Origin of the sequence: Bacillus altaicus (genome assembly GCF_042136375.2) — a bacterium.
Classification (GTDB): Bacteria; Bacillota; Bacilli; order Bacillales; family Bacillaceae_G; genus Bacillus_A; species Bacillus_A cereus_U.
In genome coordinates this window covers 1,927,413-1,939,605 of record NZ_CM143394.1, presented here as the reverse complement: position 1 = coordinate 1,939,605, position 12,193 = coordinate 1,927,413, and the positions used below count along the sequence as shown (strand labels likewise).

Below are 12,193 nucleotides of genomic sequence, written 5' to 3'. Positions count from 1 at the left end.
TAGTTCTAAGAACTAACCTTTGCTATTGCTCTATCATCATTTCTTTAGAGCAGCTTCGTATGCTTTATATTCATCATCAGTCGCAGGTACTTTAATTTCACCAGCAGTGATTTTCTTCTCAAATTCTTCTACTTTTGTTAAAATTTCTGGGTTTACTTTTTTCACATTATCAGTTGATTTTGAGATACCAACACCATCATCTTTTAAGCCAAACTCTTCTACTTTACCGCCTTTTAACTTACCATCTTTCGCTTCTTGTGCTACTTTTGCAACTGCAATATCAACACGTTTCACCATAGAAGTTAAAGTTACGTTTTCAGGCATACCTTCTTGATTTTGGTCACGGTCAACACCGATTACCCAAACATTTTCACCTTTTTTCTTACGGTTTTTCGCTTCTGTGAATACACCGTTACCAGTTGCACCTGAAGCATGGTAAATTACGTCAACGCCTTGACCGTACATTGCTGAAGCTAATACAGATCCTTTTTCTGGCTTATCAAATGCATCTGCATATTGCGCTACAATTTCGATATTTGGATTTACCGCTTTCGCTCCAGCTTTAAAACCTGATTCGAATTTTGTAATTAATGGACTCTTCACACCACCAACAAAACCAACTTTATTTGATTTTGTTGTCATTGCTGCTACAGCACCAACTAGGAATGAACCTTCATGATCTTTAAATGTAATACTTGTTACATTCGGTTCTTTCACAACAGTATCTACAATTGCAAATTGCTCTTTCGGATATTGTTTTGCAACCTTTTCAATCGAGTCTTGCATTAAAAATCCAATACCAAACGTTGTATTATAATGATCTTTCGCAAATTTCGTTAAATTCGGAATGTAATCAGCATCTTTACTTGATTGAAGGTAACGATATCCTTCATTTTTCTTTAAATCGTTGTCTTTACCAAATTTCGTTAAACCTTCCCAAGCTGATTGGTTGAATGATTTGTCATCAACGCCCCCAACATCTGTAACCATACCAACCTTAAACTCTTTATCCCCTTTTTTGTCACTATCCGCTTTATCCGAGTTACCACATGCACCTAACACTGTACTTGCTGCTAATGTTAACGATAATAAAAGACCTGTTTTTTTCTTCATACTAGAAACCCCTCCTGAAATGTTTTGTCTAATGATTCATACGCTGCTGTCCCTTACTTCTTGCTGTCACCTCCCTAAAAAGGAACTTCCCTACATACGTTTTCTTAATACGTGGAAGCTAAACTTATCAGCTCTAAAGTAATTAATAGAATATAAGATTGGCTCATCATTTTGATCATAGTGCATTTGTTTTAAAACTAGCAGTGCCGTTTCAGGTTCACATTCTAAAATCGGTGAAATTTTCGGGTGATAACCAATCGGTTCAATGTGAGCAACTGCGTATGTGATACGCTTGTGCGTATTATTATGTATTACTGTAAGCAGCGATTCCTCATTGTATCCCGATAAATCTGGTAATATTTCTTTTGCCAGTTTATCAATGCAATATACAACTGGTTCCCCATCCGCTGTACGAACACGTTCAATCATTACTGCGCTAAAACCATCTTCACAATTAAATTTCTCTTTTTCTTCTTCTGTTAAAGTTGTTGTAGATGATGATAAAAAGATTGTTCCTGGTGTTTTCCCCACACTAGAAATCATATCTGTAATACTAGAAAGTTGCTCTATTCCAGAAGAAAATAACGGCTTCGCATTTACAAATGTCCCTACACCATGTCTACGAATAACAACATTTTCTTCTTCTAAAATACGTAGTGCTTCCCTTAAAGTTGCCCTACTTACACCAAGTTCTTTCGCTAGATCAAACTCTGAAGGTAACTTTTGTTTTTCTTTGTAAGCCCCATCTTTAATTTTTCCTTTGATGTGATCAATCACTCGCAAATATAGGTGACGACTATCGGATTTTACTGACATAAGACTCCCCCGCATTTCAATTATTCGACCTCTGATGTAAGACTTCTTTTCTCTTTTTTCAACTTACAACATAGTATAAATTACTAAATACTAAAAATAAGCGTAATAGTCTAATAAATATTAATAATTTTTCAAGATGAAATTTTCACACTTTATTCCATAAAAAAAACTTTGCACCACAAACATTCCTCATATCGAGAAAAAGTTCGGCACAAAGATTCCTTACATCCTTTGTTACACACTTTTCCCCTCATAGTCTAGCAATTCATGGTTGCCAGGTAGAAACTTATGGACCTTATCTCCAAGATTATATGAGGCAGTGGTTCTTTTCGAAGTAATCTTACCACTTGCTCCCATATGTGTCAACAGAATTCAACATTTTTCTACATTAAATATCGAACGTTTCGAAAACCAAAACGATAAGCATTCGTATTCTAAAGAGCTCCCTATTATGTAAGCACTTTCTTTTCTGTTGAATATAGTATATAACAAAAACAGCATATAAAAAAGCCTAATTGTAAAAACAATTAGGCTTTTTTTAAGAACTTTTTTCTTGCACATCTTTAATGAGTACTCCCCTTGGTTTACTACCTTCATAAGGACCTACTACACCATTCATTTCCATGGCATCAATTAAACGAGCTGCTCGCGTATATCCTACTCTAAATCTACGTTGTAACATAGAAACAGATGCTGTTTGCATTTCTACTACAAGCTGAACCGCTTCATCGTATAATTCATCTTCTACTTCCTGCTTTGTTTCAGGAACATCTTGTGGAATCATATCCTCTTGATATTGCGCTTTTTGCTGCGCAATAACAGATTCTACGACTCTCTCAACTTCATCATCTGATAAAAACGCCCCTTGTACACGAACAGGTTTCGATGCACCAATTGGTATGAACAACATATCTCCACGACCTAGCAACTTCTCTGCACCACCACCGTCAAGAATCGTTCGAGAATCTATTTGGGAAGATACAGCAAATGCAATACGCGATGGAATATTCGCTTTAATAACACCCGTGATAACATCAACTGACGGGCGCTGAGTCGCAATAATTAAATGAATACCAGCAGCACGTGCCATTTGTGCTAAACGCATAATCGCATCTTCTACATCCGAAGAAGCAACCATCATTAAATCAGCTAACTCGTCCACAATTACCACAATATATGGTAATTCAGGTTGTTTCGCTTCCGATTGGCTATTATGTTCTTTAATATAATCGTTATACCCTTCCATGTTACGCGTACCGCTATGCGCAAATAATTCATAACGACGCTCCATTTCACTCACAACTTTCTTCAAAGCCTGTGACGCTTTTTTCGGATCAGTTACAACTGGTGTTAATAAGTGTGGAACACCGTTATATACATTTAACTCTACCATTTTCGGATCAATCATCATTAATTTTACTTCATGCGGTTTCGCACGCATTAAAATACTTACAATAATTCCATTAATACATACACTCTTTCCACTACCAGTCGCACCAGCTACTAATAAATGGGGCATTTTATTTAAACGTGCCAATACAGCCTCTCCTGTAACATCACGTCCAAGACCAATTAATAACTTCTCTTCTGGGTGGTTATTCGCCTTTGAATCAAGAACTTCTCTCAGCGTTACCATAGAAACTTCTGAATTCGGAACCTCAATCCCTACAGCTGATTTCCCGGGAATAGGTGCTTCAATACGAATGTCTTTCGCTGCTAAAGCAAGCGCTAAATCATCACTTAAACTAACAATTTTACTTACCTTTACTCCCATATCAGGATACACTTCATACTTCGTAACTGCAGGACCTCTATGTACTTTTGTTACTTTCGCTTTCACACCAAAACTTTGGAATGTACGTTCCAATTTACGAGCATTTTCATAAATTTCCGCATTTTCATTTGTAACTTGCTTATTTTGGGGAAACTTTAATATATCAAGCGAAGGAAGCTTATAATCTTTATTTTCCACATTAGAAAATTGCATAGGAGGTGCTTTCGTTTCACCTTCTAGCGATTCAACGATTTTTTCTCCTCGTTTCTTTTGAGATTGTTCTTCTGGTGTAGGTGGAACTGCCTCTTCAATAAACGGAGGATTGATTAAATCATTTTCTTCTATCTGCTTTTCCGTCTCTTCACTTACTGGATAATTCTCAGTAAAATTCGAAATAATTGGTGGACCAATTTCTATTTCTTCTACTGGCTCAATAGCTTCTTCTTGTTCAGCAACACGTTCACGTCTCTTGCTTCTTGTTGTTTTTTTCTTTTCAGTTTGCTCGGCGACCCTTTGAGATTTCCAATCTTTATAATCCCCTTGCATTACTTGAAATTGACTTCTAAGAATTCTCCCTACCGGAGCAAGTACTTCTCCAATATGCTTATTTGTTATACAAAGTATTCCAAGAATAACTAAAATAATTCCAATGATATATGCCCCTACTTCGTCAAATAAGAAGTAGCACGTTGCGAACATCAGTGCACCGAACATACCACCACCTAAATGAACACTATCCGGGCCCTTTTTCATTTCAAGGAAGAAGTAATCTTTTGTACTAACAATTACAGAAGTATTTTGCACAGCTCCATCTTTCGTAAGAAGGTTAAATAATGTAATATGACTAAACATTAATATTGCTAGTACAATTAAATAAACACCTATTAGCCGTTTATTTAAAAGGTTTGGCCATCCCCGCTTTATTACAAACGCAACAGATAAAGCTATTACACCTAATACACCAATTATGTACCACTCACCAAAGAAGAAGCGAAAAAACAACACAAACGATTTCCCTACAACACCTAGCTGTAAAATCGTAATAATCGAAAGCGCAAAAAGAGTCAACCCGACGATTTCATAATACAAAGTTGGCTTTATCGTACGTCTTGCCTTAGCCTTCGTCCCTCTTTGCTTTTGTTTTGCCATTTCTTCACCTCGTGTTCTAAAAATTAAGTACAACTTTCTTATAAAAAAAGCTCTACTTATATGTCTTTCTCTCTATTTTTCAGGTCTTTATATCTTCTATTTTTACACTTCTTGTAAAATGTTAAATAAACAGAAGAAAGCAGCCTACTCATGGCTGCTCGACCGTCTTGTTTTTTATATTATACCATAGCTCCTAAACAAAATCCTTCTTTTTGCTAAAAGGTAATTTTCTGTCCAGGCTCAAACTCTAGGTAGTGAGACGGATCCGTACTTAATACACGTACAATAGAGTAACATTGATTATCCTCCTCAGAAACCACTAATTCCACGCCATTTATATTCACAACTTTTTGGCTTTCGCATTGTGAATAATCGGCCGGATACACAAGTTGCTCTGGCATAATTGTATATAAAATCATTGTAGCATTGTCCCTTCTGCACTATTATCCATGTGTTCATCAATTAATTCGTTTAATTTTCGAAGTGCGCTACCAATACCACCGACACCATCTATAAGACCATACTTCACTGCATCTCCACCTATTACATTCGTCCCAATATCTCGCGTCAAATTCCCTTTTGCAAACATAAGCTCTTTAAAACGATCTTCCGTTACTTTCGAATGCTTTGTCACAAATCGAATGACTCTTTCTTGCATTTTATCCAAATACTCAAATGTTTGCGGCACACCTATAACAAGGCCTGTTAAACGAATCGGATGAATTGTCATCGTCGCTGTTTCGGCAATAAATGAATAATCAGTTGAGACCGCAATCGGTACACCGATTGAATGCCCTCCTCCTAAAACAAGAGATACAGTTGGTTTTGAAAGCGAAGCCACCATTTCAGAAATCGCTAACCCAGCTTCAACGTCACCTCCAACTGTATTTAATATTAACAGTAAACCTTCAATTTTCGGATTTTGTTCAATCGCGACAATTTGCGGAATGATGTGTTCATATTTTGTTGTTTTATTTTGTGGTGGCAACTGAATATGACCTTCCACCTGCCCAACAATTGTTAAGCAATGAATACGCGATTCATTCATTTGTGGTACATTCGTCTGTCCAAGTTGCTGAATTTTCTCCACTATAGAAGCCTCTTTTGAAACTTCTTTCGGCTCAGCTTCTTTTTCTGCATTTGTATAACGATCACGTTCTGTCATATCGCATCCCCTTTCACTCGTATATAACTATTATTTCTTAAGTTATGAATTTCATTCGATAGGGTTAAAAAAGAAAAAGATCACCTGTAAAGGTGACCTTCTTTATACTTCCATAATAATCGGTAAAATCATTGGCTTTCTCTTCGTTTCTTCGTACAAGAACTGCCCTAATAATTCACGAATATTTTGTTTCAACATAGACCATTCAATTGTATACTCTTTAATTGATTGTTCAACAATCATACGTACAATATCTGTGGATCGTTCGATTAATGCTTCTGATTCACGAACATATACAAAGCCGCGTGAAATAATTTCTGGACCAGAGATTATTTTCTTTTCATCCTTACCTAGTGTTACAACAACAACTAAAATTCCATCTTGAGATAACATCTTTCTATCTCGAAGAACGATGTTACCGACGTCACCTACACCTAATCCATCAATTAAAACATTACCAGCTTGCACTTTACCAGCTATTTTTGCTTCATCGTCACCAAAAGCAATTACATCACCTTTTTCTACGATAAAGATATTCTCTCTCTTAATACCTACATCTTCCGCTAAATATGCATGTGCTTTTTGCATACGGAACTCACCATGTACGGGTACAAAATACTTCGGCTTCATTAAATTTATCATCAGCTTTAATTCTTCTTGGCTACCGTGACCTGAAACGTGAACTTTTCTTTCACCGTAATAAATAACCTCAGCCCCAGATCTAAATAACAAGTCAATAATTTTTGATACAGATATTTCATTTCCTGGAATTGGAGAAGCTGCAATAATAACAGTATCACCTTTACGAATTGAAATTTGTTTATGAGCTTGCTTCGCCATTCTAGAAAGGGCTGCCATCGGTTCCCCTTGACTACCAGTCGTTAAAATAGCTACCTTTTTTTCCGGGAAATTGTCTATTTCTTGTAATGAAATAACCATACCTTCTGGAACATCTAAATAACCAAGACGTCTTGCAATATCTACCACTTTTACCATACTACGTCCTACTACGGCTACTTTCCTTCCAGTTTCAGCAGCTGCATCAAACACTTGTTGAATACGATGTACATTGGAGGCAAATGAAGCAACAATAATACGTCCTTCTGAACTATAGAATACTTTAGAAATCTCTATACCAACTTCTTTTTCCGAACCTGTATAACCAGGACGTTCAGCGTTTGTACTATCAGATAACAAGCAAAGTACGCCTTCATTTCCAATTTGCGCCATTTTTCCAAGATCTGCTCCATTATTTCCGATTGGAGTTTGATCAAATTTAAAGTCTCCTGTATATACTACAGCACCTTTTGATGTATGGAAACAAACACCCACAGAATCCGGAATACTATGTGTCGTTCCGAAGAATGACACAGTTGTTGAATTAAACTCTACTGTTGAATTCGAGTCAATTGTTTTTAAGTCTACACGGCCTAACATTCCTGCTTCGCCAAGCTTTTCTTGTATAAGTCCTACCGTTAATTTCGTCGCATATACTGGAATAGATAATTTACGAAGCACATAAACAATTCCACCAATATGATCTTCATGACCATGGGTAATAAATAGACCTTTTACTCGCTCTTGATTTTCTACTAAATATGTAATGTCAGGAATAACAATATCAATCCCAAACATTTCATCTCCCGGGAACATCAATCCTGCATCTACAATAAAGATTTCAGAATCAATTTCAACACAGTACATGTTTTTTCCGATTTCACCTACTCCGCCAAGAGCAAATACTTTAACAGACTCATTCTCTTTTCTCTTCATGTTGTTGCCTGGTTTAAAAATCTTGCAAACACTGATTTCACTAAAATTGCAGAGACACCAGGGGAAACTCTACAACCACCATATATTCACCGTCCAAGACGAATGTCCTTACCGTTATGCGATATCATGTCCTTGTTAATTTTTTAAACCAGGTTTCACCTCTCTTTCATTATATAAATCAAATATCTTATTCGATATGATATGAAAATTTCATTGAATCGTAATTTTTACTAATTTTGCTAAGCATACCCGTACTAAGCTACTTAGCCATATTATACCTGATACAAGAAATAGAACACAAGTTAAATTATACGAAAGACAAGAGAAGACGCTAAAGCGAGGCTGTAATTTTCGGGGGGGGATTTTCATATCATACTCACTATTTTTCCTACGTAATAGGAGTTTAATGGAAAAATATTCATGTAAGTTCTTTACATAAACATGAAACGATATTCACTAAAAAAATCTTATCTCTGTAATCAGTTTCTTACTAATCCTACCCCTGCCATCCCCTTCTTATTACAGCCTATTAACTATAGCTAATTTTCACCACTTACATATAGTTAGTCAAAATAAAAATGACCTAGTTTCACACTAGGTCATTTTTATTAACGAGGAATAGATTGCATTACAGATTGTAACGTTACTCTTTCTTCTTCCGTTAATGGAAGAAGTGGCAAACGTACAGAACCTACATCTAATCCCACCATTTGTAATGCTGTTTTTACTGGTGTTGGGCTTGGCGCCATAAATAGTGCATCCGTTACTTTTACTAGTAATTGATGTAATTTCTGCGCTTTTTTGAACTCTCCAGCTTGGAATGCAGCAATCATTTCTTGCATTTCATTCCCGATAACATGAGATGCTACAGAAACAATACCTTTTGCTCCAATTGCCATAGCTGGTAATGTTAAACCATCATCACCGCTGTATACTGCAAAGTCGTCCGCTGTTTTTTCAATGATTTCTGTCATTGTTAACACATCGCCGCCTGCATCTTTAATCGCAACAATGTTTTCTATTTCTGATAAACGAACAACTGTATCAACGGAGATTTGTACAATAGATCGCCCTGGAACATTATATAGCATTACCGGAAGCGGAGTACTTTCAGCGATTGTTTTAAAGTGCTGGTACATTCCTTCTTGACTCGGTTTGTTATAATACGGTGCCACTAGCATAACTGCATCAACACCAACTTCAGTTGCCTTTTTTGTTAAATCAACAGAAGCATGCGTATTATTGCTACCTGTTCCAGCGATTACGGGCACCCTTTTATCGACAACAGATACGACATGGCGATATAACGCTACTTTTTCTTCTGATGTTAATGTAGGAGATTCTCCAGTCGTTCCTCCTACCACGATTGCTGTTGTACCGTTATCAATTAAATAATTTACCAATTTCGTTGTCTTTGCAAAATCGATATTACCGTTTTTATCAAACGGTGTTACCATCGCGGTTGCAATTATCCCAAAATCTGTCATGATCTCACTCCTTATTGTTCCAGTTGCTTTTCTTTTGAAAGCTCAAATGCACTATGTAATGCATTCACAGCCTCCACTAAATCGGCTTCTTTTACAAGAACCCAAATTGTCGTATGACTATCTGCTGATTGCAGAATTTGAATACCTTTTTCCGCTAAAGCTGTGACAATTTTCGCTGTAACCCCTGGAATACCTGCCATTCCAGCACCAACGATAGAAACCTTTGCACAATGCTCTGTCACAACTGGATCATATCCAAGTTGCTTTAAAACCTCAACTGCACGCGCTGATACACTATCCTTTACTGTGTAAGCTACACCGGTAGGAGAAATGTTAATTAAGTCCACACTAATCCCTTCATTAGCCATTTCTTTAAACACGTGTTGTTGTAAATCATATGCAGTTTCTTTTGCAAGCACTTTAATTTGCGTTACATTTGACACATGGGCAATCCCTGTAACAGGACGTTCTTCTACATCCTGCCCTTTTGTAGCACCATCATATGCCGCAATAAGCGTACCTTCACTATCAGAATACGTAGAACGTACACGAAGTGGTACTTTTGCATGCATCGCAATTTCAACCGCACGCGGATGAACAACTTTCGCACCTTGATAAGCCATGTTACAAATCTCGTTATATGTTACAGTTTGAAGATGACGCGCATCTTTTACGATACGAGGATCCGCAGTCATAACACCTTCAACATCTGTGAATATATCGATATATTCAGCATGAAGCGCAACACCTAATGCTGAAGCTGAAGTATCACTACCTCCGCGGCCAAGTGTTGTCGTATCTCCATTTTTCGTTTGACCTTGGAATCCAGTAACAACGATAACATCTACATTTTCTAACTCTTCATGTATACGATCGCAATTCATTTCAATAATCTTAGCATTCGTAAAGTCATTATTCGTTACAAAACCAGCTTGTGCACCATTTAATGCTGCTGCTTTTATACCATTCTCATTCAACATGTTAGAGAAAACAATTGCTGAGATTAATTCTCCACATGATAATAATAAATCTTGCTCACGTTTAGAAATATTAGATTCCTCTTGATTTACAAGACTTAATAACGTATCAGTTGCATACGGTTCACCTTTACGGCCCATTGCTGATACGACAGTAACTACTTTATAACCAGCAGCTAACGATTTTTTTATATGGTGAAGCGCATGCTTACGCCCATTGTCATCACGTACTGATGTTCCACCAAATTTTTGAACAATAATTTTCATATTTTGCACCTTCTCTTAGCCGTTTACACTAATTGTAATTTTACTAAGCGCTCTGCAATTTGAACAGAATTCCATGCAGCGCCTTTTAATAAGTTATCAGATACGACCCAAAGATGGAATCCTTTATCATTATTTAAATCTTTACGGATTCTTCCAACGAATACTTCGTTTTTACCTACTGCAGTAGCTGGCATTGGATATAACTGCTCTGCTGGATTATCTTGCAGTACAATACCTTCTGCATTTGCAAGTAAGTTTTTCATTTCTTCTACTGTTACGCCTTCTTTATCCACTTCAATGTACACAGACTCGGAATGACCCGATACAACTGGTAAACGTACACATGTCGCAGCTACTTCTAATTCAGGCATATGCATAATTTTTTTCGTTTCATTAATCATTTTCATTTCTTCAAATGTAAATCCATTATCTTGGAATTTATCAATCTGTGGAATAGCATTAAAAGCGATTTGGAAATGCTTTTCGTCACCTGATACAGGTAAAACATTCGCCTTTACTTCTTCGCCATTTAAGATTGCTTGTGATTGTTCATGAAGTTCTTCAATAGCTGCCGCACCAGCACCTGATACAGCTTGATATGTGGAAACGATTACTCGTTTTAAACCATATTGCTGGCGAACTGGCTCAAGAGCTACTACCATTTGAATTGTAGAACAGTTTGGATTTGCAATAATACCATTATGTTCTTTTAAATCATTTTCATTTACTTCAGGTACAACAAGTGGCACGTTTTCTGTCATACGGAATGCACTTGTATTATCAACAACAATTGCACCGCGCTTTGCTGCTTCTGGCGCTAATTGTTTCGATACAGATCCACCTGCACTAAATAGTGCAATATCTACTCCTTCAAAACTTTCAGGAGTTGCCTCTTGAACTGTAAATTCTTCGCCTTTAAATACAAGTTTCTTACCTGCAGATCGTTTAGATGAAAGTAACGTTAACTTCCCAATTGGAAATTCTCGTTTCTCTAAAGTATTTAACATTTGTTCACCAACTGCGCCGGTTGCTCCAACTACAGCGACATGAAAAGTTTTTTGCTTTTCCATCACTATGCCCCTTTCTAGATACCAATCCTTCTATAACTTAGAATTAGAAGGAGCTTACAATGCCCCTTCTAATCTTAATAACGTTAATTTTATCATATTCTACAGTAAGAATGATGGTTTCAACAAAAATTGTACGTTTTTTTCGTTTTTTAATTCATATATCTGAATTTTTCTACAACAACAGGTTGTAATTGTTTTCCTTGTAACGCTTCTAATACTGTATCTTCAAGTAACTCCATACGAGCTACCATTGAGTTCGGTTTTTTCTCTGGTGCATCTTGGCCGAATGGTACGAAGTAGATGTCTTTTGTAGCCATTAGGCGCATGAGGTTTACACCAACATGATGACACCAATGAAAATATGCAGTTTTTTTATTATCTTCTATTATATATGTAAACAACATGAGAAATTAAATTTGTTTAATTCTCTAAATTATATACATAAATCATTAGCATCAATTTATTACTTTCCCATTAGTGTACTTGCGTGCGGAATATATCCTCTGAATTCATCGTATTTTAAGCTGTAGCGAAAACGTTGATTTATCAAAGTTTTATAAAAGTGATGTTTCATTGTGATTCATCACTCTTTTTATTTTTGT

At 36.5% G+C, this 12,193-nt stretch carries 9 protein-coding genes, 1 pseudogene and 1 riboswitch; all 10 genes and pseudogenes read right to left on the bottom strand.

Annotation, left to right across the window (positions count from 1 at the left end; all coding sequences use genetic code 11):
* Positions 1–36: 36 nt before the first annotated feature.
* Positions 37–1,113: a BMP family lipoprotein gene (locus tag ACE38F_RS10280; protein ID WP_215553941.1), complete on the bottom strand. Its 1,077-nt coding sequence runs from the start codon at positions 1,111–1,113 to the stop codon at positions 37–39.
* A 90-nt stretch (positions 1,114–1,203) separates the two neighbouring features.
* Positions 1,204–1,929 carry a GntR family transcriptional regulator gene (locus tag ACE38F_RS10275; protein WP_002121705.1) on the bottom strand — a complete coding sequence of 242 codons (726 nt, stop codon included), beginning with the start codon at positions 1,927–1,929 and terminating at the stop codon, positions 1,204–1,206.
* A 233-nt stretch (positions 1,930–2,162) separates the two neighbouring features.
* Positions 2,163–2,264: riboswitch (purine riboswitch) on the bottom strand.
* 203 nt (positions 2,265–2,467) lie between these two features.
* The gene (locus ACE38F_RS10270; protein WP_341306014.1) at positions 2,468–4,852 is read right to left on the bottom strand and encodes a DNA translocase FtsK; all 2,385 of its coding nucleotides are present in this window, start codon (positions 4,850–4,852) and stop codon (positions 2,468–2,470) included.
* A 215-nt stretch (positions 4,853–5,067) separates the two neighbouring features.
* Positions 5,068–5,271: a YlzJ-like family protein gene (locus ACE38F_RS10265; protein ID WP_375369380.1), complete on the bottom strand. Its 204-nt coding sequence runs from the start codon at positions 5,269–5,271 to the stop codon at positions 5,068–5,070.
* The gene (gene tepA / locus ACE38F_RS10260; RefSeq protein WP_375369381.1) at positions 5,268–6,017 is read right to left on the bottom strand and encodes a translocation-enhancing protein TepA; all 750 of its coding nucleotides are present in this window, start codon (positions 6,015–6,017) and stop codon (positions 5,268–5,270) included. The genes ACE38F_RS10265 and tepA overlap by 4 nt, the downstream gene beginning before the upstream one ends.
* A gap of 102 nt (positions 6,018–6,119) precedes the next feature.
* Complete coding sequence (locus tag ACE38F_RS10255) at positions 6,120–7,790, bottom strand: ribonuclease J (RefSeq protein WP_215553945.1); 1,671 nt, start codon at positions 7,788–7,790, stop codon at positions 6,120–6,122.
* Positions 7,791–8,398: 608 nt separating this feature from the next.
* The gene (gene dapA, locus ACE38F_RS10250) at positions 8,399–9,277 is read right to left on the bottom strand and encodes a 4-hydroxy-tetrahydrodipicolinate synthase (RefSeq protein WP_375369382.1); all 879 of its coding nucleotides are present in this window, start codon (positions 9,275–9,277) and stop codon (positions 8,399–8,401) included.
* An 11-nt stretch (positions 9,278–9,288) separates the two neighbouring features.
* Positions 9,289–10,521, bottom strand: coding sequence for an aspartate kinase (gene dapG / locus ACE38F_RS10245; protein ID WP_215553947.1), 1,233 nt, complete (start codon positions 10,519–10,521; stop codon positions 9,289–9,291).
* 23 nt (positions 10,522–10,544) lie between these two features.
* Positions 10,545–11,591 carry an aspartate-semialdehyde dehydrogenase gene (gene asd, locus ACE38F_RS10240; protein ID WP_002014577.1) on the bottom strand — a complete coding sequence of 349 codons (1,047 nt, stop codon included), beginning with the start codon at positions 11,589–11,591 and terminating at the stop codon, positions 10,545–10,547.
* Between the two features lie 149 nt (positions 11,592–11,740).
* Positions 11,741–11,929: pseudogene (spoVFB, locus tag ACE38F_RS10235) on the bottom strand (dipicolinate synthase subunit B); the annotation flags it as partial.
* Between the last annotated feature and the right edge of the window lie 264 nt (positions 11,930–12,193).

Excerpts from the sequence above, each read along its gene's own strand:
- ACE38F_RS10280 (WP_215553941.1), bottom strand. The coding sequence starts at position 1,113 with ATGAAGAAAAAAACAGGTCTTTTATTATCGTTAACATTAGCAGCAAGT.
- ACE38F_RS10275 (WP_002121705.1), bottom strand. The coding sequence starts at position 1,929 with ATGTCAGTAAAATCCGATAGTCGTCACCTATATTTGCGAGTGATTGAT.
- ACE38F_RS10270 (WP_341306014.1), bottom strand. The coding sequence starts at position 4,852 with ATGGCAAAACAAAAGCAAAGAGGGACGAAGGCTAAGGCAAGACGTACG.
- ACE38F_RS10265 (WP_375369380.1), bottom strand. The coding sequence starts at position 5,271 with ATGATTTTATATACAATTATGCCAGAGCAACTTGTGTATCCGGCCGAT.
- tepA (WP_375369381.1), bottom strand. The coding sequence starts at position 6,017 with ATGACAGAACGTGATCGTTATACAAATGCAGAAAAAGAAGCTGAGCCG.
- ACE38F_RS10255 (WP_215553945.1), bottom strand. The coding sequence starts at position 7,790 with ATGAAGAGAAAAGAGAATGAGTCTGTTAAAGTATTTGCTCTTGGCGGA.
- dapA (WP_375369382.1), bottom strand. The coding sequence starts at position 9,277 with ATGACAGATTTTGGGATAATTGCAACCGCGATGGTAACACCGTTTGAT.
- dapG (WP_215553947.1), bottom strand. The coding sequence starts at position 10,521 with ATGAAAATTATTGTTCAAAAATTTGGTGGAACATCAGTACGTGATGAC.
- asd (WP_002014577.1), bottom strand. The coding sequence starts at position 11,591 with ATGGAAAAGCAAAAAACTTTTCATGTCGCTGTAGTTGGAGCAACCGGC.